This is a genomic window from Methylobacterium sp. W2, from assembly GCF_020662345.1.
GTDB lineage: Bacteria > Pseudomonadota > Alphaproteobacteria > Rhizobiales > Beijerinckiaceae > Methylobacterium.
The window spans coordinates 1-22320 of sequence record NZ_VMOA01000028.1 but is presented as its reverse complement, the minus strand read 5'-3'; the positions used below and the strand labels follow the sequence as shown (position 1 = coordinate 22320).

Sequence of the window (22320 nt, the reverse complement as noted above, 5' to 3'; positions counted from 1 at the left end):
ACGCGTGATGGGGCCTACAGAAGCTCGATCGCGTCGACCCTGTCCGGATAAAAGGCGAGGTGGTCCCTGATCTCGGCAACGGAGGGGAATGGAGCCTCGTAGCTCCAGACCGCATCGGCCCGAACCGTATCGCCGACCGTCAGCGTGTAATAGCTGGCCTCGCCCTTGTAGGGGCAGTGGCTGCTGCGCGCCGAGCGCGTGAAATACTCCCAGCGCGCATCCGCGCGGGGCAGGTAATAGACCGGCCCATAGCTCGCCTCGCGAAGGACGAGGGCGGCACCGGATTCCGCGATCACGGTGCCGGCGAGGATGACGCGGACGCGCCGGTGGCTCGTCTCGATGATGATGGGGTGGTCCGGGCCGGGCTCTTTCATCGTCGTCTCCTTAAGGATCGCTGGTCGTACCGGTCGTGATCTTGCCGGGCGTGATCTCGGGAACGCCCAGGGCGTCGGCGAGACGGGACTTGGCGCTGCCGGGCTTGAGCGGCTTCTGCTGGCTCTCGTGGGGCGCCCAGCCGGAGAGCCACAGAACCTCGAACGTCGCCCTCAGACGCCCGTCGGGATCGGCGAACCGCTCGGCATAGATCGCGGCCATCCGCATCAGGGTATCGCGGCGCAGGGGCGTGCGGCGGCGCTCGGTCAGCACGTTGGTGAGGCCCATGGCGCGCAGGTCGCGCATCAGGGCGAAGGGATCGGCGTAGCGCACGGTGAGCGTGTCGACATCGGTCACCGGCAGGGCGAAGCCGGCGCGCTGGAGCAGGCTGCCCATCTCGCGCACCTCGGCGAAGGGGGCCACGCGCGGGCTGATCCCCCCCTCGATCTCGGCCTCGGCCTGGCCGAAGGCCTGACGCAGCTCGGTGAGGGTGCGTCCACCCAGGAGGCAGCCGATGAACAGCCCGTCGGGTTTCAGCACCCGGCGCAGCTGCGCCAGCGCCCCCGGCAGATCGTTGACGTGCTGCAGGGCCAGCAGCGACACGGCGAGGTCGAAGCGCGAGGCTGCCAGCGGCAGCGCCTCGGGATCACCGACGGCGAGGGCGAGACCACCGCCGGCCTCGGCGAAAGGAGCCACGCGGATGATCGCGCCGACACGGCCGGAGCGCAGGAGGCCTCGGGCGGGGACGGCACTCGGCGTCCCGAGGTCGAGGGCCTCCGGAAATGCCCGCAGGATCGCAGAGAGCCTGTCGTCGAGGTCGTCGGCGAGGCGTGAAAGCAGGAAATCCGCATAGCCCGCGCGTGTAGCGCGAGCGAGCCGCCGGCGAGCGAGACCCGTATCGAAGAGGGGCGGTGGAATCGTCATCTCGACCTGATAGCTGGCGCGGAAACGTGATCCTGCCAGCGGGGAACGGGCGTGAGCGGCGGAATGTTGGAGCCTCATAACGGAAACCGGAGACCGGACCCATGATTCGACTCGTTGCGGCGATCGCCTTGTCCACCCTCGCAGCTTTGTCGCTGAGCCATTCCGCCGAGGCCAAGGGCTGTATCAAGGGCGCCCTCGTGGGCGGCGTCGCCGGCCATATGGCCGGACATGGCAAGATGGGGGCGGCGGCCGGATGCGCCATCGGCCACCACAGGGCCAACAAGAAGGACAAGCAGCAGAACCAGGGACAGCAGCCCGCCGGACAGTAAAGCGCCGTTTCTCAGGTCTCGCTCCACGAAGGGCCATCTCGGAAAAATCTCGTCGCGGGGCGGCGGACGAGGCCGTAAGCAAGGGGCATGGTGTCCGCCGCCCAGTTCCTTCGGCGAGGCGTCCGCTCGCTCTCGGCGGGCGCCCTCGGCCTGATCTATCCGCCGACCTGCGCCGGCTGCGGTGCCGCCACCGCCGATCCGCATGCTCTGTGCCCCCGCTGCTGGTCGAGCCTGCGCCTCATTGAGGAGCCCTATTGCCAGCGCCTCGGCACGCCGTTTCCCGTCGATCTCGGCCTTGGCCCCCTGTTGTCCCCTCGGGCCATCGCCGATCCGCCGGTCTTCGGACGAGCGAGAGCCGTGGCTCTCTACGACGATGTGGCTCGCGATCTCGTCCATCGCCTGAAATACGAGGACCGGCTCGATCTCGCCGCCCCCATGGCGCGGATGATGGCGGCAGCCGGGGCCGAGCTGTTGCGGGAGGCCGATTGCCTCGTGCCGGTGCCGTTGCACTGGACGCGCCTGTGGCGCCGCCGGTTCAACCAGGCCGCCCTCCTCGGTCGCGGGATCGGCCGACTCTCCGGTCTGCCCTGCGAGACCGCGACACTCGCACGAGTGAAGGCGACACGCTCGCAGGTGGGTCTCAGCCGCGCCGCGCGGGCGACGAACCTCCAGGGCGCGTTCCGGGTGCCGGCCGCCGCAAGGTCACGGCTTCAGGGTCGCAAAGTCCTGCTCATCGACGACGTCACCACCACCGGCTCCACCGCCAACGCTGCGTCGCGCGCTCTTCTGCGCGGGGGCGCCTCATCGGTGGACGTGCTCACCTTCGCCCTGGTCGCCTCCGAGGCCGGATGACACGCGCAACCACGATCCGCCCTTGACAGCGAGGCGCAGCCACGGCCTCCCAGCGCCATGACAGGATCGACTTCCAGGGACATTGCGGTGATCGGCGGCGGCCCGGCGGGGCTCGCCGCCGCCGAAATGCTGGCGGAAGCCGGTCATCGCGTCACGCTCTACGAGCGGATGCCCTCGGTGGGGCGCAAGTTCCTCATCGCCGGTCGCGGCGGCCTGAACCTCACCCACAGCGAGCCGCTGGCATCGTTCCACCGCCGCTACCACCCGGCCCAGCCGCCCCTCGCTGGAGCGATCGACGCCTTCCCCCCGCAAGCTCTGCGGGACTGGTGCGAAGGGCTCGGCCAGCCGACCTTCATCGGCTCCAGTGGCCGCGTTTTCCCGAAGAGCTTCAAGGCCTCCCCGCTCCTGCGGGCCTGGCTGGGGCGGCTCGACGCCATGGGCGTCCGCATCCTCTCCCGTCATCGTTTCCTCGGCTGGGAGGACGGGCATCTGCTCTTCGAGACACCGGAAGGGCGGATGGCATTGGAGGCCCGGCCGACGCTCGTCGCCCTCGGCGGCGCGAGCTGGCCGAGGCTCGGCTCGGACGGCGCGTGGGTTCCGGTCTTCACCGAGGCGGGCATCGCCGTCTCGCCGCTCAAACCCGCCAATGTCGGCTTCACCGTGCCGTGGTCGGACGTGTTCCGCGACCGTTTCGCCGGGACGCCCCTGAAGCGCGTCGCGCTCAGGCTCGGCGACGCGACCGTGCGCGGCGAGGCCATGGTCACCGCGGACGGGATCGAGGGAGGCGCGGTCTATGCCCTGTCGCGCCTCATCCGCGAGGAGATCGAGGCTAAGGGCGAGGCCCGTCTCGTCCTCGACCTGCGGCCGGACCTCACCGAGGATGCGCTGATGCGACGCCTCGCGACGCACAAGCCGGGGGCGTCCCTCGCCACGCGCCTGCGCAAGGATGCGGGGCTCGACCCCGTGGCGGCGAGTTTGCTGCGCGAGGCCGCCGGTCGCGCCCTTCCGTCTGCGGCGGCCGATCTCGCGGCACTGATCAAGTCGGCCCCCTTACGCCTCCTTGCCCCCCGTCCGATCGAGCGGGCGATCTCCACGGCGGGCGGCGTCGCCTTCGAGGCCATCGATTCCCGCTTCATGCTGAAGGCGCGGCCCGGCGTGTTCGTCGCCGGCGAGATGCTGGATTGGGAAGCCCCCACCGGCGGCTACCTGCTGCAGGGCGCCTTTTCCAGCGGCCGCGCCGCGGCCGCCGGAATGATGGACTGGCTCGATGAGGCCGACCCGGACCTATAGACGCGAGCAGAACCCGACCATGCCCTTGGCGTCGGACGGACAGGACGCGCTGGCCCCGCCATTGGCGAAGGACGGGCTGCCGGAGGACAGGCAATAGGCCGAGACGAAGGCCTCACCGCTGTCACAGCTCAACTCGCAGCCACCGGACGAGCACGTCTCGTTGCGAACGGGACGCAAGGTGGAGGTGGCGGCACTGGCCGTGATGCCCGCCGCTCCCGGTTCACCCTGCGGACCGGCAGCGCCTCGGGACCCCGTATCCCCCTTGGGACCACTATCACCCTTCGGGCCAACGTCGCCTTTGGGGCCGACATCGCCTTTGGGGCCGATCGGTCCCTGGGGGCCAGTCTCCCCCTTGAGCCCGGCCTCGCCCTTCGGTCCCGCCTCTCCTTTCGGCCCGGCCTCGCCTGCGGGCCCCGCCACACCCGGCGCACCGGCCAGCCCCGCCAGACCCTGGGGACCGGGTTCACCCTGCGGGCCGGCATCGCCCTTGGGTCCGGGCTCGCCGGCCGGCGCGCAATTGGCCACCACGGCCTCCCTCTCGTCCTCGCCGGCTTTCAGCGCCGCGACGCAGGTGGCGGGCCGATAGGGCAGACGGAACAGGAATCGGCCGCGCGAATCGGCCATCACCGAGATGTCCTCGTCGAGGATCACGACGGTGCCGGCCTTGCGCACGCTGCCGGAGATCCGCAGATCCCCCGCCTCGATCCGCGCATCGTAGACCTGGATCGGCTGCGACGGCGCCACGACCCGCTTGGGCCTGGGCCTGGCCGCCCTGGGCCCCGGAGCCGCGGCGGCATCCGTCGCAGGGGCGGCGCTCATCCCACGGCCGGGCTGGCCGGGACTGACCTGACCGGGCGCCTGAGCCGCTGCCGGACCGGCCGCTAATCCGGCGAGGATCATCAACCCTATCAATGATTTGGCCATGAAATCTCTCGGGGCCGGGCACTTGTCGGCATGGTCGAGGCGCATGGGCATTCACTCCAGGCTGATGCGCCGGAGGTCCGGCACGGCGGGGGGACAATGCCGGGTCCGGTCATGCGGTCAAGTCCGGCCCAGCTCCTCCGGCCGTCTCGCGGTCGTTCCTCCATCCACACTCATCCACAGCCGTCCACAGGGGAAGCGTCTGTCACCGTTCAGGAATTTCTCATCCCCCCGAAATCGGTTGAGCTTGTTCTTGTTTTGTTCTTATTGTCCGGTGATGGGACGGACAAGATGGATTTGGCTCGACGAAGATGCGCGATGACGGCGAAACGGAGACGGACGGGCTCGAGCGGCGCCGGCGGATCGCTCTGGACGCCCTACGCGGCCACGGGGGAGGACATGCCGACGCCCTGTCCGTCGAGGCCCTGCCTCTGGGAATCGCCCATATCGATTCCGGCCTTCCCGGCGGAGGGCTTTCCCTCGGCCGGCCGCACGAAATCGCCCCGGAAGCCGAGGGCGACGAAGCGGCGGCGTTGGGCTTCACCCTCGCCCTCATGGCCCGCCACCTCGCGCGGGTGGACGGGGAGGCTCTCCTCGTCATCGGCAAGGGGCATCCGACACCCTACGGCCACGGTCTGGCCGGGCTCGGCCTCGATCCGGGCCGCCTGCTGATCCTGGAGGTCGAGACCGACGCGGATGCCTACCGCGCCGTGGAGGAGGCCCTGCGCTCGCAAGGGCTGAGGGCGGTGGCGGGGCTGGTGGATGCCGGCCTGCCGCTGAAGCAGAGCCGGCGGCTGCATCTGGCGGGCGAGGCGTCCTCCCGCCTCCTTCTCGTCCTGCGGCCACCGCAGGCGGAAAACCCGAACATGGCGGCGACCCGCTGGCGGATCGGCTCGGGCGCGGCCCTGCGGGACCGGTTCGGCTGCATCGAGCGGCCGTGCTGGCAGGCGCGGCTCGACCGCTGCCGCAACGGACGGACGGGGAATTGGCTTCTGGAGTGGGATCATGCCGCGCATCGTTTCGGTCTGGCTGGAGCAGTGGCCGCTGACGCGCCTCAGGCGCGCTCGTGCCGCACCGGATGAGGCGACCTCCCCCGCCGTCGTGGCCGCCATCGGGCCGGGAGGCCTGCGCATCACGGCCGTGGATGCCGCGGCCCGGGCTCTCGGCCTGCGTCCGGGCGAGCCCCTCGCACGGGCTCGCGCCCGGATCGGGCCGGGCGTCGCCGTCCATCCCGCAGACCCGGAAGCCGATGCCGCCGCCCTCGCGCGGCTCTGCCTCTGGGCCCGGCGCTATACACCCATGGTGGCGCCGTTCGGGCCGGGGGAAGGCGGGGACGGCTTCTTTCTCGATGTGGAAGGGGCGAGCCACCTGTTCGGCGGGGAAGAAGCCCTGTTGGGCGACCTCGCCGCCCGTCTGTCGGCCCATGCGGTCCCCGCCCGGCTGGCCCTGGCCGATACGCCGGCCTGCGCCTTCGCGCTTGCCCGCCACGGCGTTTCGACGAACCCCGTCGTGGTGCCCCGGGGGGACAACGCGCCGGCCCTGCGCGACCTCTGCGTGAGTGCCTTGCGGATCGAGCCGGCCATCGCCGAATCCCTCCGCCGCCTCGGCCTGCGCAGGATCGGAGCCCTGGCCGAGGCGGCCCGCCCTCCCCTGGCCCGACGCTTCGGCGAGAGCCTGCTCCTGCGCCTCGACCAGGCGCTGGGCAGGAGACCGGAGCCGCTGGTCTCCCTGGGGGAGCCGGCTACCTTCGGTGCGAGCCGGGGGTTTCTCGATCCGATCGAGCATCAGACGATCATCGTCGCCACCGCCATGCGGCTGATGCAGGAGATCGCCCCCCGCCTCGCCGCCTCGGGCCTCGGTGCGCGATCTCTGCGGCTGAGCCTTCACCGGGTCGACGGAATCGAGCGCAGCCTCGATCTCGGCCTATCGGAACCGACCCTATGCCCGACCCAGATCGGGCGGCTGCTCGATCTGCGCCTCGACCGGCTCGGGCCGGCCCTCGATGCCGGCTTCGGTTTCGAGACCGTGCGGCTCGACGTGACCGGCATCGGCCGGTTGGAGGCACGCCAGGGCGCACTGGCCGAGACGGGCCTCGACCGGGAAGCCGAGACCGGCAGGACCGCCCGCCTCGCCGACGCCCTCAGCCAACGCATCGGGGCGAGGGTCATCCGCGTGAGCCCACGGGCGAGCCACATCCCCGAACGCGCCGATGCCCTGGAGCCGTGGCGGGTGAGAAGAATCGAGATGCGGTGGCCCGAGCGGGTGGGCCCCCGGCCACAGGGCGGGATGCCGTCCCGTCCCCTGGTCCTCCTGTCCCGCAGCGAGGCGGCCGACGAGGTGTTTTCGCTGGCCCCCGACGGGCCGCCCCAGCGCTTCCGCTGGCGGCGGCGCCTGCATCGGATCGCCCATGCCGAGGGTCCGGAGCGCATCGCCGACGCCTGGTGGCACGCGCCTGCCCCCACCCGGGATTACTACGTGGTCGAGGACGAAACCGGCCGGCGCCTCTGGCTCTACCGGGAAGGATTCCACACGGCGCAGACGGCGGCGCGCTGGTTCGTGCAGGGATTGTTCGCGTGAGGGCCGAGATGAGCGCCCTCCCCTCTCCCCGCCGGGCGGGGAGAGGATCGCGGGCACCTTGCCGTGCCTGCGATGAGCGGAGGCGAAGCCGGAGCGAGGGTGAGGGGGAGATTCCGGACGAGGCTCCTTCGGACGCGCCCCCTCACCCTCGGCTACCGCCTCGCCGCGCCGACAACGGGGTCGTCGCGGCCCTCTCCCCGCGTGCGGGGAGAGGGGATTGCGCGAACGGCCCATCTTTCTGCGCATGACCCCGCCCTATGCCGAGCTCGCGGTCACCACGAACTTCTCGTTCCTGCGCGGGGCCTCGCATCCGCAGGAAATGGTGGCGCAGGGTGCCGAGTTCGGGCTCCACGCCATCGGCATCGCCGATCGCAACACGCTGTCGGGCGTGGTGCGCGGCCATGCCGAGGCCAAGCGCCGGGAGAAGGCGGGCGAAGCGACGATCCGCTACCTGCCGGGCGTTCGCCTTGTCACCGAGGAGGGGTTCGAGGCCGTCGCCTATCCGATGGACCGCGACGGCTACGGCCGGCTCTGCCGGCTGCTCACGGATGGCAACCGCCGCTCGGAGAAGGGGGCGTGCCGGTTCGGTGTCCCGGACATGCTCGCGGCGACAAGGGGGCAGGTCTTCATCGCGCTCCCGCCGGAGGAGGACGATCCCGTTTTCGCCCGCCATCTCGCCGCCCTGGCGGAGGCGGCCCCCGGCCGCGTTTTCCTGGGCGCGAGCCACCGCTACCGCGGCGACGAGCGGCGTCGACTCGGCCGCCTCGCCGGGCTCGGGCAGCGCCTCGGCGCACCGATGGTGGCGGTCTCGGATGCGCTCTACCACCATCCCGACCGGCGCCCCCTGCAGGACGTGCTCACCTGCATCCGCGAGGGCTGCACCCTGGTCGAGGCCGGCTACCGTCTGGAGGCCAATGCGGAGCGTCACCTGAAGCCGCCGGCCGAGATGGCCCGGCTCTTCGCCGACCACCCGGAGGCGATCGCGCGCACGATCGAGATTGCCGAGACCTGCGGCTTCTCCCTGGAGGAGCTGAAATACGAGTATCCCGACGAGTCCGTCCCCCCCGGCCGGACGGCCCAGGGGCATCTCGAATACCTCACCCGGCAACGGGCAGAACTGCGCTACCCGGACGGCATCCCGGATGGAGTCGCGACGTCCCTCGCCGACGAACTCGATCTGATCCGCCGCCTCGACTACGCCCGCTACTTCCTCACCATCCACGACATCGTCGAATTCGCCCGCAATCGGGGAATCCTGTGCCAGGGCCGCGGATCGGCGGCCAATTCCGTGGTCTGCTACTGCCTCGGCATCACGGCGGTGGACCCGACCAAGATCCGGTTGCTGTTCGCCCGCTTCATCTCCGAGAGCCGGGACGAGCCGCCCGACATCGACGTCGATTTCGAGCACGAGCGCCGCGAGGAGGTGATCCAGTATCTCTACGAGCGCTACGGGCGGGACCGGGCGGCGATCTGCGCCACGGTGATCCACTACCGGCCCCGCAGCGCGATCCGCGAGGTCGGCAAGGTGCTGGGCCTCACCCCCGACATCACCGGCATGATGGCCGACACGGTCTGGGGCTCCTGGGGCGCCGGCCTGCCCGACCAGCATATCGCGCAGGCCGGGCTCGACCCCGCCAACCCGGCGATCCGACAGGCGGTGGACCTCGCGATCCAGCTCATCGGCTTCCCGCGCCACCTGTCGCAGCATGTGGGCGGGTTCGTGCTGACGAAGGGACGTCTCGACGAGACCGTGCCGGTGGGCAACGCAGCGATGGCCGACCGTACCTTCATCGAATGGGACAAGGACGACATCGACACGATCGGCCTCCTCAAGGTCGACGTGCTGGCGCTCGGCATGCTCACCTGCCTCCGGCGCGGCCTCGACTTCCTGCGCGAGGATCACGGCATTGCCTACGAGACCCTGGCAGACCTCCCGAGGGAGCAGCGGGACGTCTACGCAATGCTGTCGAAGGCCGATTCCGTCGGCGTGTTCCAGGTCGAGAGCCGGGCGCAGATGTCAATGCTGCCGCGCCTGAAGCCGCAGGAATTCTACGACCTCGTGGTTCAGGTGGCCATTGTCCGTCCGGGGCCGATCCAGGGCGACATGGTCCATCCCTACCTGAGGCGGCGCTCGGGCGAGGAGCCCGTCGTCTTCCCCTCCCCCTCTCCCGAGCACGGGCCGGTGAACGAACTCGAAGAGGTCTTGAAACGGACCTACGGCGTGCCGCTGTTCCAGGAGCACGCCATGCAGATCGCGATCACGGCGGCCGGCTTCACGCCTTCGGAGGCCGACGGGTTGCGCCGGGCCATGGCGACCTTCCGGCACAACGGCCAGATCGGAAACTTCAAGACCAAGTTCATCGAGGGCATGGCCGGGCGCGGCTATCCGCGCGATTTCGCCGAGCGCTGCTTCAAGCAGATCGAGGGGTTCTCCACCTACGGCTTTCCCGAGAGCCACGCGGCGAGCTTCGCCCTGCTGGTCTATGCCTCCGCCTGGATGAAGTGCCGCCACCCGGACGTCTTCCTCGCCGCGATCCTGAATTCGCAGCCCATGGGCTTCTACCAGCCGGCCCAGCTGGTGCGGGATGCCCGCGCCCATGGCGTCGAGGTGCGCGGACCCGATATCAATGCCAGCGAATGGGATTGCACCCTGGAGCCGGCCTCGGAGCAGTGGGGGCCGGAGCGCCGCTTCGCCGTCCGTATCGGCCTGCGGCAGGTGAGCGGCCTGCCGAAAGCCGCCATGGCCCGGCTCGTGGCCCTGCGCGGCAACGGTTATGCCAGCGTCGAGGGTCTGCAAGCCGCCCTGACGCTGCCCCGCAACGCCCTCGAGCGCCTTGCCGAGGCCGACGCCTTCCGCTCCCTCGACCTCGACCGTCGAGCCGCCCTCTGGGCGGTGCGGGCGCTGGAAGGCACCTCGATGCGCGCCAGCGCCGCGCGGGGCGTCCCCACCGACCGGCGCACCCATCTCCTCGACGCCGCCATGCCGCTCTTCGCCTTCCATGCCGATGACGGCCTGTTCCGGGCCGAGCCCGCGGTGGAACTGCCCACGATGGCGCTCTCCGAGCATGTGGCAGAGGATTACGTCTCCACCGGGCTCTCATTGAAGGGCCATCCGATGGCGTTCTTCCGCGCCCGCCTCGCCCGCATCGGCGCGATCCCGGCGGCAGCGCATCACGATCCCTCATGGGCGCAGAACGCCCGCGTCACGGTGGCGGGCCTCGTCCTCACCCGGCAGCGCCCCGGCACCGCCAAGGGCGTGGTGTTCCTGACGCTGGAGGATGAGACCGGCATCTGCAACGTCATCGTCTGGAAGAAGGTGTTCGAGGCCAACCGGCGCATCGCCATGAGTGCCCGGTTCATCGCCGTGCGCGGGCGCATCCAGCGCTCGGGGCTGGTGGTCCATCTCCTCGCCGAGCAGTTCCGCGACCTGACGGAGGAATTGCGGACCCTGCGCGAGGGTGGCCTCAAGCTCCCGGCGGAGACCACGGATTTCGGGGCACCGCCGGACCGGCGCGTCTACCGCAGCCGGGACTTCCATTGATGAAAGGAAACAGGATCACGGCCGCAGCAGCACCTTGCCCACCGCCTCGCGGCGCTTGAGGATGCCCAGGGCCTCGACGAACTCCTCCATCGGATAGGTGCCGTGGATCTTCGCCTTGAGGCGCCCTTCCGCCACCCAGGCGAGGAGCTGTTCCTGGTTTGCCCGGTGAGCCTCCGGCTCGCGCTCCACGAACACGCCCCAATGCACGCCCTGGATGTCGATGCCCTTCAGGAGAGCGAGGTTGAGGGGGATGCGCGGGATGTCGCCGGCGGCGAATCCGATGACGAGGTAGCGCCCCTTCCAGCCGAGCGAACGCAGGGCGGGCTCGGCATAGTCGCCGCCGATCGGATCGTAGATCACATCGACGCCCCGTCCCTCGGTGAGCTTCTTCAGCCCCTCGCGCAGATTGTCCGCGCTGTAATCGAGGCCCATCTCGGCGCCATGCGCCTGCGCCACCGCGAGCTTTTCCGGCGAGGAGGCGCAGGCGATCACCTTCGCCCCCATGATCACGCCGAGTTCCACCGCGGCGAGACCGACTCCGCCTGACGCCCCGAGCACCGCCAGCGTCTCGCCGGCCTGAAGCTTCGCCCGATCCCGCAGGGCGTGGAGCGAGGTGCCGTAGGTGATGGTGAGGCCGGCGGCCTGCTCGTCGCTCACCGCATCGGGCACGGGCGTGAGATGCCGAATGCCCACCGCGATGCGCTCGGCGCAGGTGCCGTAGGTGCGGTGGACGATGACGCGGTCGCCGATCCCGAACCCCTCGACGCCCTCCCCGAGGGCCTCGATGATTCCGACCGCTTCGCCGCCGGGCGAGAACGGCAGATCGGGCTTCACCTGATAGCGCCCGGCAATGATGAGCGTATCGAAGAAGTTCAGCGCGGCCAGCGTCACCCGCACCACGACCTCGGCGGTCGCGGCGACCGGATCGGCCACCTCGACGATCGCGAGATCCTCGGGGCCGCCGAGTTTGGTGCAAAGCAAAGCCTTCATGCCGATCCTCCCTTGAGCCGCAGCGCCTCCTGCTTGAGCGCGCTTGCACCGATTGGCGGCAGCAGCGCAAGCGTTCGCCGTCAGCGGCGCTCGTAGAGCCCGGTCAGGCAGCCCTTGGCGAGGACCCGACCCGCCATGGCTTCGATGAGTGCGGCGCGTCCCGGACTCGCCGGCAGGTCGAGCGGAGCAGACAAGGCATAGATCTGGAACAGGTAGGCATGCGGACCGTGTCCGGTGGGCGGATCCGGCGGCAGCCATTGGTCCTTGAGGAAGCTGTTCTTGCCCAGGTCATGCCCCCGCCCCTCGCCGGCGGTGCTGGCGAGATCGCCTTCGGACAGGCTCTCCTGTGCTGGGAGATTCCAGGCGATGAGATGAACCAGGGGCTTCGGCGTCGGGCTGCCGGCATCCTCAACCAGAAGCACCACGCGGCTCGTGCCGGCCGGCAGGCCGCTCCACGCCAGCGGTGGCGAGACGCCCGGCCCATCCTCGGTGAAACGAGCCGGCAGGCTCGCCCCATCGGCGAAGGCCGGGCTCGTCAGCGCAATCGTCTCGGGCACACTCTCGAAATCCTGGTGGTAAGCGGTTGTGTCGAGGCCGGCTTTCAGACCCGACAGGGCCGAGCCGACCGCGTGCGGAAGCTTTTCCAGCATGACGTCTCCTCGTCGATCCGCATCGTCAACGAGGAGGGTGGGGTCCGGTTCAGGCCGGACGGGCGGCCGCGACCATGTAATTCACAGCCGTGTCGCGGGCAGGCCGCCAGCTCCCGTCGAGGGGATTGAACACGACGCCGGTGGTATCGGTGACGGAGAGGCCGCCGCGCGCGATGGCGCGGGAGAGTTCCTCCGGCTTCACGAACTTGTTCCAGTCGTGGGTTCCGCGCGGCAGCCAGCCGAGGACGTATTCCGCTCCGACGATGGCCAGCGCGAAGGAGCGCATCGTGCGGTTCAGGGTGGCGGCGAACAGGAGACCGCCCGGCTTCACCGCCTGGCAGGCGCTGGCGACGAAGGCCGGCATGTCGACCACGTGCTCCACCACCTCCATGATTAGCACGACGTCGAACCGCTCGCCCGCGGCCACCACCTCCTCGATGGTCTGAGAGCGGTAATCCACCGTCACGCCCCCGGCCTTCGCATGGGAACGCGCCACGGCAATGTTGGTGGGTGCCGGATCGAGCCCGATGACGGTGGCGCCAAGCCGCGCCAGGGGCTCGGACAGGACCCCGCCGCCGCAGCCGACATCGACGATGGTCAGCCCCTTCAGCGGGTAGGACATGCGCGGGTCGCGGCCGAACTTCGCGCAGATGGCGTCGCGGATATAGGCGAGGCGCACCGGGTTGAACCGGTGCAGCACCTTCATCGGCCCGTCCTCGGCCCACCACGTCGCGGCGATGCCTTCGAAGCGCGCGACTTCCTCGGCGTCGACGGAAGAGGATGCCGCTGGATTCATTCGCCTGACCTTCCGACCCGGATGCGGGCCATCCCGCCCGCATGCCCGATTGTTGACACGTCCGAAGTGCCCTTGTACCCGCCGAAGCACCGGCCGGTACAGCGGCGGGACGCCGCTCCGGCTCGAAGCCGATAAAGCGCCGCGCTCCCGGCAGACAGCCGGCTCTGGAATGGATCGACGCGGACCCGACATGCCCCGTTTGGTGATGAAGTTCGGCGGCACATCGGTGGCGACCGTGGACCGTATCCGCAACGTGGCGCTCCACGTGCAGCGCGAGATCGCGGCGGGCTACGACGTCGCCGTCGTGGTCTCGGCCATGTCCGGCAAGACCAACGAACTCGTGGCCTGGGTCAAGGACGCCAACCCGCTCTACGACGAGGCGGAGTACGACGCCGTCGTCGCCTCGGGCGAACTCGTCACCGCGGGCCTCCTCGCCACGGCGCTCCGGAAGAACGGGATCAAGGCCCGCTCCTGGCAGGGCTGGCAGATCCCGATCGAGACCTCCGATGCCCACGGCTCGGCGCGGATCGAGGCGATCGACCCCAAGAATCTCGATGCCGGTTTCGCCCGCGGTGAAGTCGCCGTGATCGCCGGCTTCCAGGGCATCCATGCCGAGACCGGCCGCGTCACGACGCTCGGCCGGGGCGGCTCGGATACCAGCGCGGTGGCCATCGCCGCCGCCATCGGCGCCGAGCGCTGCGACATCTACACCGACGTCGACGGCGTCTACACCACCGACCCGCGCGTGGTGCACAAGGCCCGGCGCATGGAGCGGGTGACCTTCGAGGAGATGCTGGAGATGGCCTCCCTCGGGGCCAAGGTGCTCCAGGTCCGCTCCGTCGAGCTCGCCATGGTCCATCGCGTACCCACCACGGTGCGCTCCAGCTTCGACCCGCCCGACAATGCCCGCACCGGCACCCTCATCTGCGACGAGGACGACATCGTGGAACAGCAGATCATCACCGGGATCGCCTTCTCGAAGGACGAGGCGCAGATCACCCTCCGCCGCGTCAAGGACAGCCCCGGAGTCGCCGCGGCGATCTTCGGGCCGCTGGCGGATGCCAACATCAACGTCGACATGATCATCCAGACCGTGTCGGGCGACCAGTCGACCACCGACATGACCTTCACGGTCCCGTCCGCCGATTACGACCGCGCCCGCACGATTCTCGACGCGCAGAGCGGCATCATCGAATTCGCCCAGATCGAGGGCGCCACCGATGTCGTGAAGGTTTCGGCCATCGGCGTCGGCATGCGCAGCCATGCGGGCGTCGCCGCCAAGGCATTCAGGGCGCTCGCGCAAAAGGGAATCAACATCCGCGCGATCACCACGTCGGAAATCAAGTTTTCCGTATTGATCGATGCGGCTTACACGGAGCTTGCCGTGCGCACGCTCCACTCGCTATACGGCCTCGATCAGGCTTGAGCGCCGCCCCCGTCGCCGCGCATGAAACTTGCGCCTGCGGGTCTCGGGGGACTGAATTCGGATCGAGGAGTCTATGCCTGCTGCGCCCGGAGGCCCGCGCCTGCTGCTGCGCCGCCTCCGCGAAGCGATGGCGGAGCCGGTCAGTCCACAGGCACGCCTCGACCGAATCGTCACCCTCATCGCGGCGAACGTCATCGCCGAGGTCTGCTCGGTCTATGTCCTCAGTGATGACAACACGCTCGAACTGTTCGCCACCGAGGGCCTGAACCGTTCGGCCGTCCACCTGACCCGGATGCGGGCGGACGAGGGCCTCGTCGGCCTCATCGCCAAGACCGCCGAGCCGCTCTCGCTCTCGGACGCCCAGTCGCATCCGTCCTTCTCGTACCGGCCCGAGACCGGGGAAGAGGCCTACCACGCCTTCCTCGGCGTGCCGCTCCTGCGCGCCGGGAACACCCTCGGCGTCCTCGTGGTGCAGAACCTCACTTACCGGGTCTATTCGGAGGAGGAGATCGAAGCGCTCCAGACGACGGCGATGGTGCTGTCCGAGATGATCGCTTCGGGTGAATTGCAATCCCTGGCCCCGGGTGCGGGCTCAGCCGCGCGCCGTGCCGTGAGCCAGCGCGGCGTGGCGCTCGCCGACGGCATCGGCCTCGGCCACGTGGTGCTGCACGAGCCGCGCATCATCGTGAAGCAGCTCATCGCCGAAAACCTGGAGCGGGAGGTCGAGCGCCTGGAGGAGGCCATCGGCGAGGTCCGCTCGGCCATCGACGAGCTCGTTGAGCGCGGCGACATCATCGGCACCGGCGAGTCGCGCGAGGTGCTGGAAACGGTGCGGATGTTCGCCCACGACAAGGGCTGGCTGCGCCGGATGCGCGAGGCGGTCCATTCCGGCCTCACGGCGGAGGCCGCTGTCGAGCGTGTCCAATCGGACAATCGCGCCCGGATGATGCGGCAGAGCGATCCGTATCTGCGCGACCGGCTGCACGACCTCGACGACCTCGCCAACCGGCTCCTGCGCACGCTGATCGGGACGGAGAGCAACGGCACGCACCGCGAGCTCCCCGAGAACGCGATCCTCGTCGCCCGCTCCATGGGGCCGGCGGCCCTCCTCGATTACGACCGCGCCTCCCTGCGCGGCGTGGTGCTCGAGGAAGGCGGCCCGACGAGCCACATCGCCATCGTCGCCCGGGCGCTGGGCATCCCGGCGGTGGGCGAGATCGCCAACGCCACGGCGCTCTGCGACGCGGGCGACGCCATCATCGTCGACGGGGTCACCGGCGAGATCCAGGTCCGGCCCGGGCCTGAGATCGAGGCTGCCTATGCCGAGCAGGTCCGCCTGCGTGCGCGTCGCCAGGAACAGTACCGGGCGCTTCGCGATCTGCCGGCCGTCACCAGGGACGGGGTCGCCATCGGCCTGCAGCTCAATGCCGGGCTGCTGGTGGACCTGACCCATCTCCACGAGACCGGGGCGGAGGGCATCGGCCTGTTCCGCACCGAGCTGCAGTTCATGGTGGCGCAGCGGATGCCGTCTGCCGCCGAGCAGCAATCGCTCTACGAGGCGGTGTTCTCGGCCACCGGCGACCTGCCGGTGACGATCCGCACCCTCGATATCGGTGGCGACAAGATCCTGCCCTACATGCCGGCCCTCGAGGAGGAGAACCCGGCCCTCGGCTGGCGCGCCATCCGCATCGGCCTCGACCGCCCCGCCCTGCTGCGGGTGCAGTTACGCGCCCTGCTGCGAGCCGCATCGGGCCGGCCGCTCAAGATCATGTTCCCGATGGTGGCGACGGTGGACGAGTTCGTCCGCGCCAAGGCCATCGTCGATCGCGAGAAGGCGCATCTGCGCCGCCACGGCCATGTCCTGCCGAGCGATTGCCGCCTCGGGGTGATGGTCGAGGTGCCCTCGCTCCTGTTCCAGATCGACGAGATCGCCAAGGTGGCCGATTTCCTCTCGGTGGGCTCGAACGACCTGATGCAGTTCCTCTTCGCGGTGGACCGCGAGAACCGCCGCGTCGCCAACCGGTTCGACACGCTGAGCATCCCGGCCCTGCGCGCCTTCCGCCTCATCGCGGAGCGGGCGACCGCCGCCGGCTGCCCCGTCACCATCTGCGGCGAAATCGGCGGCAAGCCCCTGGAGGCGATGGCCCTGATCGGCCTCGGCTTCCGCAACTTGTCGATGTCGCCGGCCTCCATCGGCCCGGTCAAGGCGATGGTGCTCGCCCTCGATGCGGCCGCCGTTACCGCTCTCATCGATGCGGAGATCGAACGGTCGGGCGACAGCGCCAGCCTGAGGCCGGTCCTCACCGCCTTCGCCAAGGCGCAGGGCGTGCCTATCTAGCGAGCGTGACGGCGTCTTGCCGACAGCCATGACCACCCCCGCGGACCCGGCACGTCCGTCGGACATGCGCATTCCACAGTTGAGAGTATCCTCCGGGCGATGACCCCTATTCCTTCAGACCGTCTCGACGCCATCCTGACGCGGCACGACATCGTCACCGCCACGCTCAGCGCGGGCTCGGCCGATTCCGACAGCTTCGTCCAACTGTCGAGGGAGCTCGCCGAACTCGACGGCGTCGTGGCGGCGATCCATGCCTACCGCGCCGCGGCGACGAACCTTGCCGAGATCGAGGCCCTCATCGACGAGCCAGGGGGCGATGCCGAGATGCGTGCGCTCGCCGCCGCCGAGAAGCCCGATGCGGAAGCGGGGCTCGAGGCCGCGCACAAGGCGCTCCAGGTCATCCTGCTGCCCAAGGACGCCGCCGACGAGAAGAGCGCCATCCTCGAAATCCGTGCCGGGACCGGCGGCGACGAGGCCGCACTCTTCGCCGGCGATCTGTTCCGGATGTACGCGCGATACGCCGACCTGAAGGGATGGAAGGTCGACGTCATCTCCGAGAGCGAAGGCACTGTCGGCGGCTATCGCGAGGTCATCGCCGAGGTGAAGGGCAAGGGCGTCTTCGCCAAGCTCAAGTTCGAGAGCGGCGCGCACCGCGTCCAGCGCGTGCCCGATACCGAAGCTCAAGGGCGCATCCACACCTCCGCCGCCACGGTGGCGGTGCTGCCGGAGGCCGAGGAGGTCGATATCGTCGTCAACGATGCCGACCTGAAGATCGACACGATGCGCTCGCAGGGCGCCGGCGGCCAGCACGTCAACAAGACGGAATCGGCGATCCGCATCACCCATATGCCGAGCGGGATCGTCATCTTCGTCCAGGAAGAACGCTCGCAGCACAAGAACCGTGCGCGCGCCATGTCGCTCCTGCGTGCCAAGCTCTACGATGCCGAGCGGACGGCAAAGGACGCCGTCCGGGCCGCAGACCGCAAGTCGCAGGTCGGGTCCGGCGATCGTTCGGAGCGTATCCGGACCTATAATTTCCCGCAGGCGCGGGTCACCGATCATCGCATCAACCTCACCCTCTACAAGCTGGAAGAGGTGCTCGCGGGCGAGGCGCTGGACGAGCTCGTGGATGCCCTCATCACCGAGCATCAGGCGGAACTCATGGCCGCCGAAGGCATGGCGTGAAGCAAATTGCCGTCACGGACGACGGCGCTGTGAGCAGCGGCATCGATCCTCGGCAGAGCCGCGCGCAGGCCCTACGCCACGCCGTCACGGCTTTGTCGGAGGCCGGGATCGACGGCGGCGCAAACGACGCCCGCTTCCTCCTCCTCCACGTTCTTGGCATCACGCCGACCGAACTCGCCCTTTCCGGTACGGTCCCCATCGGCGAGCAGGGCGCCCTGCGGCTGGGGGACGCGATGCGGCGGCGGCTCGCTGGCGAGCCCGTGGCGCGTATCCTCGGCGAGTGGGAGTTCTGGGGCCTCCCGTTCGTCCTCAACGCCGCCACCCTGGTTCCACGGCCGGACACCGAGACAGTTGTCGATGCCGCATTGGCGCTCCACCCCACCCGCGACCGCCCCCTGCGCCTCCTCGATCTCGGAACCGGATCCGGCTGCATTCTCGTCTCGCTCCTGAGCGAATGGAAACAGGGCTTCGGCGTAGGCCTCGACCGCTCGCACGAAGCGCTCGCCTGCGCCCGGACCAACGCGCGGATCAACGGTGTCGGACGGCGTGCCGCCTTCCTGGCCGGCGATTGGTGCTCCGCCCTCGGCAAGCCCTTCGACATCGTCCTCTCGAACCCGCCCTACATTCCGAGCGCAACGATTTCGACATTGTCCAAGGAAGTCCGCTGCCACGATCCACGCGGCGCCCTCGATGGTGGCGAGGATGGACTCGCGGCGTACAGACGGATCGTGACGGAGGTGCGCGGGGCAGCAGGCGGTTGCGCTCTTCTCACGCCGGACGGTGCCCTCGTCTTCGAGATCGGTCATGATCAGGCCGAGGACGTCTTGCGGATCGGCCGCCAAGCGGGTTTCGCACGCGGGTCCGTGAGGCATGATCTTGCTGGTCACGCCCGTGTCGTCACATTGTCCGGCCTTCTGCCAACAGCCAACGATGACAGGCGATGAAAAAGAGCTTGTTGTAGGCTTGGGGAGCCGCTAATGTCACAGTCAGGTCGCGAACGATCCGTCAAGGCGGATCGAGGTAGAAGTGTCGGCGGCGTCTAGCACGCGATACTTTTAGACGATCTCCCCACCATCAAGCCGATACGCACGAGACGCCGTGTGGAAGCTTGATGAATTGAGTGCCAGACGACCGATGAGCGCCGCACTGTGAGCGCGGGAATCGGTTGACCGGACATACGGCGAGCACGGCAAAATCGATCGCGGAACCACTGACCGGATCCTACGAGGACTAGGAAGAGCCCGAAACGGGTCATCTTTCTTCGCCCGTAGCCCCGCCGCATCATCAGACGCTCCGATTTGAACGAGGGTCAATCGAGACCGATGAGACCAAACCAGAATAGACGGATGCGCGGTCGCAACCGCCCCAAAGGTCCGAATCCGCTGACGCGTTCCTACGAGTCCAACGGGCCGGATGTAAAAATCCGTGGGACGGCGCAGCACATCGCCGACAAATACGCCCAGCTCGCGCGTGATGCGCAAGCAAGTGGCGACCCGGTGGCTGCGGAGAACTACTTCCAGCACGGCGAGCATTATTTCCGCATCATCTCGGGTGCCCAGGAGCAGAACCGCCAGCAGAATGGTGGGTATGCCCGCAACGGCTACGACGACGATGACGACGGCGACGATGAGGGTCAGGGCGCGAGCCTGGGCTATGCCGCCAACGGCTACGGCAACGGCTATAACGAAGAATACGGCGATCCGGCCCAACAGCCGCAGCCTCAGCCGCAATCCTACGAGCCCCGCCAGGATACGCGCCAAGATACACGGCAGGAATCGCCGTCGGATCAGCGCAACCCGCGCCGTGAGCGCTTCCAGAACCGCAACGATCGTCCGCAGCGTTTCGAAGGCAATCGGGACAGCCAGCGGCAGGACGGCAACCGGCAAGATGGCGGCCGCCAGGAAGGCTCCCGCTACGAGGGAAACCGCAACGACGGTGGCCGACAGGATTACAATCGGCAGGATTCCTTCCGGGGCGAGGGCAACAGGCAGGACAGCCCGAGGCACGAGCAGCCACGGAACGAGCAGGCCAGACCGGACCAAGCTCGGCCAGACCAGGTGCGCCAGGACTACGCTCGCCAGGACCAGCCGCGTGCCGATTTCAACCGTGCCCAGGGCCGCAACGAGGGCCGCAACGACAGCTCCCGCTACGACGCCCCTCGCAGCGAGTTTCAGGGCAACGACGCTCCGCCGAAACAGGATGTGACCTCCCAGGACATCTCACGTCAGGAGGCGCCCAGGCAGGAAGCTCTTCGTCAGGAGAGCCCACGCCAGGAGCCTGTCCGGTTTGAAGCCGCTCGGCAGGATGCACCCCGTCAGGACACCCCGCGCAACGACAGTCGCCGTTCGTCTGAGACGGCTCCGCGGCGGTCCCGTCGCCGGGAGGAGCCCGATCTGCGTTCTTCCGAGGATGTCGTCGGTGCCCTGCCGGCTTTCCTGACCGCCGCCCCCCGTCCGGTTGCGGCGCCGGCGCCCGAGCGCTTCGTGGAACCGACGAGCGAGGCGGAGCCGACGCGGGATCTCGCCGGCGAGGTGCCCAGGGACGAGACCTCTCCCACCACCCCCAAGCCGCGTCGTCGGCGTCGTCCGCGTTTCGAGGGATCGGACAGTTCCGAGGGCGGCGGCAACAGCACCGACGATACGCCCTCCACCGTGGAATAGGGTATCGGAGCCGCTACTCGACCATTATCGGAAGGTCGGTCGTTCAGACATTTCGAAAGCCGCCCCCGTTCGGGGCGGCTTTTTTCATATCGATCGTTATGACCGCCAGTCGAGGTGAGCCTGAACGTGATGGCGCTCCCTCCGGTGCCGCCCGACTTCACCGAACGGCGCGATCTCCCAGATCCAGGACCGGTCGGGATCGGGCAGAGTGATGCCATGGAGCAGATCGAGCCGTTCGATGACGTGGCCTTCGCGATCGTCCGTCACCTGCCCGGTATCGGCGATGAGGCAGACACGCGCCTGTAGACGCGACAATCCTTCGAGGTGACCGGCCACGATGCTGCGGCCGAGGTCGCTGGGAGGGGGCCTATTGCGCGCCTCGAACCAATCCAGGGGCAGGATCGGCAATTGGGAAAGACAATTGGCAGACACGACGAAGTCGATGTCGTCCCGGTCGAACACCGAGAGAGGATCGGCACACCGCTCCCCCTCCCCTCTCAGCCAGCTGACGCATCCACTCAGATCCAGGACCTGGAGAGTGACATTCGCATAGCGACGCGCTGCCCAGCGAGCCGGCCAGAGATGGACCATGTCCACCAGGATCACGCGCGCGAAGCGTTGGGCCAGATCATCCAAGGGCACGTCGTCAAGAAGGCCCGAGCCGAGGATCACGGCGGTGCGACGACGAACCAGATCTGCGCAGGATTGCCGGGTGGCGGACCGGGCCGCATCGAGATGATCCGCCCATGCCGCACGGCAACGCCGCGACCGCGACATCAAGAGGACGCTCTCGCGCAGATAACCCAGCTTCCGCTGCGCCCGCGGGACCGGTGTCGTAAAGTAATGAAACCCTTCGATCAGCATGAGATGTCGACCATTCACGCAGCGGGAACAGCGAGGCTGAGGGAACTTAAGCGCGGCCGTTTCGGTTCACCGGGGCGACCCATCACTCGATCGATCAGGGAAACACCGTGTCCAGCCTTATCCGCATTCTCATCGCGATTTTCCTGCCGCCGATTGCGGTGCTTATGACCGTCGGGATCGGGGTTCAGTTCTTCCTGAACATCCTGCTGTGCATTCTGTTCTATCTGCCAGGCTCGATCCACGCTCTTTGGATTGTGATGCGTTCGCGCTGAGTATTTCTATTGTGACGGACACGACAAAGCCCGCGGCGTTGTGCGCTGCGGGCTTTGGGTATGGGGTGCCTGGAGATGGTCTGTGATGTTGGTTGCGGGGACAGGATTTGAACCTGTGACCTTCAGGTTATGAGCCTGACGAGCTACCGGGCTGCTCCACCCCGCGCCAGGGTGTTCTGCCGGCGAGGGTGCGCCGGCAAGGTCGAGATCGTTTATTGGGAGTGTATGTTTCCTGTTCTGTGCAGGTCTGGCGGCGACCGACTCTCCCGTGTCTTGAGACACAGTACCATGGGCGCTGGTGTGTTTAACGGCCGAGTTCGAGATGGGATCGGG

19 protein-coding genes, 1 tRNA gene and 1 rRNA gene are annotated in these 22320 nt (G+C 68.7%); 12 read left to right on the top strand and 9 right to left on the bottom strand.

Annotation, left to right across the window (positions count from 1 at the left end; genetic code table 11):
* Positions 1-14: 14 nt before the first annotated feature.
* Both FPV16_RS16060 and FPV16_RS16055 read right to left on the bottom strand, forming a co-directional pair.
* Entirely contained in the window at positions 15-374 is a 360-nt protein-coding gene (locus FPV16_RS16060) for a DUF427 domain-containing protein (protein ID WP_227439392.1), read from the bottom strand.
* Positions 375-384: 10 nt separating this feature from the next.
* Positions 385-1296, bottom strand: coding sequence for a methyltransferase domain-containing protein (locus FPV16_RS16055; RefSeq protein ID WP_227439391.1), 912 nt, complete (start codon positions 1294-1296; stop codon positions 385-387).
* A 101-nt stretch (positions 1297-1397) separates the two neighbouring features.
* Between FPV16_RS16055 and FPV16_RS16050 the strand changes: the two genes are divergently transcribed.
* The 3 genes from FPV16_RS16050 (at position 1398) to FPV16_RS16040 (ending at position 3767) form a co-directional block, all read left to right on the top strand.
* Positions 1398-1625 carry a hypothetical protein gene (locus FPV16_RS16050; RefSeq protein WP_227439390.1) on the top strand — a complete coding sequence of 76 codons (228 nt, stop codon included), beginning with the start codon at positions 1398-1400 and terminating at the stop codon, positions 1623-1625.
* Between the two features lie 87 nt (positions 1626-1712).
* Entirely contained in the window at positions 1713-2477 is a 765-nt protein-coding gene (locus tag FPV16_RS16045) for a ComF family protein (protein WP_227439389.1), read from the top strand.
* A 57-nt stretch (positions 2478-2534) separates the two neighbouring features.
* A complete protein-coding gene (locus tag FPV16_RS16040; protein WP_227439388.1) occupies positions 2535-3767 on the top strand; it encodes a TIGR03862 family flavoprotein in 1233 nt (410 codons plus the stop codon).
* On the opposite strand, the gene FPV16_RS16035 is transcribed toward FPV16_RS16040, so the two are convergent.
* On the bottom strand, positions 3762-4691 hold the full coding sequence (locus FPV16_RS16035; protein WP_227439387.1) for a collagen-like protein: 930 nt from the start codon (positions 4689-4691) through the stop codon (positions 3762-3764). The genes FPV16_RS16040 and FPV16_RS16035 overlap by 6 nt on opposite strands.
* Before the next feature lie 308 nt (positions 4692-4999).
* Between FPV16_RS16035 and FPV16_RS16030 the strand changes: the two genes are divergently transcribed.
* From FPV16_RS16030 to FPV16_RS16020, 3 genes are all read left to right on the top strand, one after another.
* Positions 5000-5770, top strand: a complete 771-nt coding sequence (locus FPV16_RS16030) for an ImuA family protein (protein WP_227439386.1) — start codon at positions 5000-5002, stop codon at positions 5768-5770.
* Positions 5694-7265, top strand: a complete 1572-nt coding sequence (locus FPV16_RS16025) for a DNA polymerase Y family protein (RefSeq protein WP_227439385.1) — start codon at positions 5694-5696, stop codon at positions 7263-7265. Before FPV16_RS16030 ends, FPV16_RS16025 begins: the two co-directional genes overlap by 77 nt.
* Before the next feature lie 244 nt (positions 7266-7509).
* Positions 7510-10806, top strand: coding sequence for an error-prone DNA polymerase (locus FPV16_RS16020; protein WP_227439424.1), 3297 nt, complete (start codon positions 7510-7512; stop codon positions 10804-10806).
* A gap of 15 nt (positions 10807-10821) precedes the next feature.
* Here FPV16_RS16020 and FPV16_RS16015 read toward each other — a convergent pair whose 3' ends face one another.
* From FPV16_RS16015 to ubiG, 3 genes are all read right to left on the bottom strand, one after another.
* Entirely contained in the window at positions 10822-11796 is a 975-nt protein-coding gene (locus FPV16_RS16015) for an NADPH:quinone oxidoreductase family protein (protein ID WP_227439384.1), read from the bottom strand.
* 80 nt (positions 11797-11876) lie between these two features.
* Positions 11877-12446, bottom strand: coding sequence for a YbhB/YbcL family Raf kinase inhibitor-like protein (locus tag FPV16_RS16010; RefSeq protein ID WP_227439383.1), 570 nt, complete (start codon positions 12444-12446; stop codon positions 11877-11879).
* 49 nt (positions 12447-12495) lie between these two features.
* On the bottom strand, positions 12496-13242 hold the full coding sequence (gene ubiG / locus FPV16_RS16005; protein WP_227439382.1) for a bifunctional 2-polyprenyl-6-hydroxyphenol methylase/3-demethylubiquinol 3-O-methyltransferase UbiG: 747 nt from the start codon (positions 13240-13242) through the stop codon (positions 12496-12498).
* 190 nt (positions 13243-13432) lie between these two features.
* Here ubiG and FPV16_RS16000 point away from each other — a divergent pair, with 190 nt between their 5' ends.
* From FPV16_RS16000 to FPV16_RS15980, 5 genes are all read left to right on the top strand, one after another.
* Positions 13433-14668, top strand: coding sequence for an aspartate kinase (locus FPV16_RS16000; RefSeq protein WP_227439381.1), 1236 nt, complete (start codon positions 13433-13435; stop codon positions 14666-14668).
* 73 nt (positions 14669-14741) lie between these two features.
* Positions 14742-17006, top strand: coding sequence for a phosphoenolpyruvate--protein phosphotransferase (gene ptsP / locus FPV16_RS15995; protein WP_227439380.1), 2265 nt, complete (start codon positions 14742-14744; stop codon positions 17004-17006).
* 99 nt (positions 17007-17105) lie between these two features.
* The gene (gene prfA / locus FPV16_RS15990) at positions 17106-18191 is read left to right on the top strand and encodes a peptide chain release factor 1 (RefSeq protein ID WP_227439379.1); all 1086 of its coding nucleotides are present in this window, start codon (positions 17106-17108) and stop codon (positions 18189-18191) included.
* Positions 18188-19135, top strand: a complete 948-nt coding sequence (gene prmC / locus FPV16_RS15985) for a peptide chain release factor N(5)-glutamine methyltransferase (RefSeq protein WP_227439378.1) — start codon at positions 18188-18190, stop codon at positions 19133-19135. Before prfA ends, prmC begins: the two co-directional genes overlap by 4 nt.
* 402 nt (positions 19136-19537) lie before the next feature.
* Entirely contained in the window at positions 19538-20851 is a 1314-nt protein-coding gene (locus FPV16_RS15980) for a DUF4167 domain-containing protein (RefSeq protein ID WP_227439377.1), read from the top strand.
* Positions 20852-20947: 96 nt separating this feature from the next.
* Here the strand turns inward: FPV16_RS15980 and FPV16_RS15975 are convergent, their stop codons facing one another.
* The gene (locus FPV16_RS15975; protein ID WP_227439376.1) at positions 20948-21715 is read right to left on the bottom strand and encodes a hypothetical protein; all 768 of its coding nucleotides are present in this window, start codon (positions 21713-21715) and stop codon (positions 20948-20950) included.
* 107 nt (positions 21716-21822) lie between these two features.
* Between FPV16_RS15975 and FPV16_RS15970 the strand changes: the two genes are divergently transcribed.
* Entirely contained in the window at positions 21823-21987 is a 165-nt protein-coding gene (locus tag FPV16_RS15970; protein ID WP_227439375.1) for a YqaE/Pmp3 family membrane protein, read from the top strand.
* An 89-nt stretch (positions 21988-22076) separates the two neighbouring features.
* Here FPV16_RS15970 and FPV16_RS15965 read toward each other — a convergent pair.
* Together FPV16_RS15965 and rrf are read right to left on the bottom strand one after the other, a co-directional pair.
* Positions 22077-22153 (bottom strand) — tRNA-Met (locus tag FPV16_RS15965).
* 79 nt (positions 22154-22232) lie between these two features.
* A 5S ribosomal RNA gene (gene rrf, locus FPV16_RS15960) occupies positions 22233-22320 on the bottom strand; the annotation flags it as partial.

Bases quoted from the DNA above. Each gene is read 5' to 3' on its own strand.
- FPV16_RS16045 (WP_227439389.1), top strand. From the start codon at position 1,713: ATGGTGTCCGCCGCCCAGTTCCTTCGGCGAGGCGTCCGCTCGCTCTCG.
- FPV16_RS16025 (WP_227439385.1), top strand. From the start codon at position 5,694: ATGCCGCGCATCGTTTCGGTCTGGCTGGAGCAGTGGCCGCTGACGCGC.
- FPV16_RS16040 (WP_227439388.1), top strand. From the start codon at position 2,535: ATGACAGGATCGACTTCCAGGGACATTGCGGTGATCGGCGGCGGCCCG.
- ubiG (WP_227439382.1), bottom strand. From the start codon at position 13,242: ATGAATCCAGCGGCATCCTCTTCCGTCGACGCCGAGGAAGTCGCGCGC.
- FPV16_RS16035 (WP_227439387.1), bottom strand. From the start codon at position 4,691: ATGGCCAAATCATTGATAGGGTTGATGATCCTCGCCGGATTAGCGGCC.
- FPV16_RS16010 (WP_227439383.1), bottom strand. From the start codon at position 12,446: ATGCTGGAAAAGCTTCCGCACGCGGTCGGCTCGGCCCTGTCGGGTCTG.
- FPV16_RS15980 (WP_227439377.1), top strand. From the start codon at position 19,538: ATGCGCGGTCGCAACCGCCCCAAAGGTCCGAATCCGCTGACGCGTTCC.
- FPV16_RS16060 (WP_227439392.1), bottom strand. From the start codon at position 374: ATGAAAGAGCCCGGCCCGGACCACCCCATCATCATCGAGACGAGCCAC.
- FPV16_RS15975 (WP_227439376.1), bottom strand. From the start codon at position 21,715: ATGCTGATCGAAGGGTTTCATTACTTTACGACACCGGTCCCGCGGGCG.
- FPV16_RS16015 (WP_227439384.1), bottom strand. From the start codon at position 11,796: ATGAAGGCTTTGCTTTGCACCAAACTCGGCGGCCCCGAGGATCTCGCG.
- ptsP (WP_227439380.1), top strand. From the start codon at position 14,742: ATGCCTGCTGCGCCCGGAGGCCCGCGCCTGCTGCTGCGCCGCCTCCGC.
- FPV16_RS16055 (WP_227439391.1), bottom strand. From the start codon at position 1,296: ATGACGATTCCACCGCCCCTCTTCGATACGGGTCTCGCTCGCCGGCGG.
- FPV16_RS16030 (WP_227439386.1), top strand. From the start codon at position 5,000: ATGCGCGATGACGGCGAAACGGAGACGGACGGGCTCGAGCGGCGCCGG.
- prfA (WP_227439379.1), top strand. From the start codon at position 17,106: ATGACCCCTATTCCTTCAGACCGTCTCGACGCCATCCTGACGCGGCAC.
- FPV16_RS16000 (WP_227439381.1), top strand. From the start codon at position 13,433: ATGCCCCGTTTGGTGATGAAGTTCGGCGGCACATCGGTGGCGACCGTG.
- FPV16_RS16020 (WP_227439424.1), top strand. From the start codon at position 7,510: ATGACCCCGCCCTATGCCGAGCTCGCGGTCACCACGAACTTCTCGTTC.
- FPV16_RS16050 (WP_227439390.1), top strand. From the start codon at position 1,398: ATGATTCGACTCGTTGCGGCGATCGCCTTGTCCACCCTCGCAGCTTTG.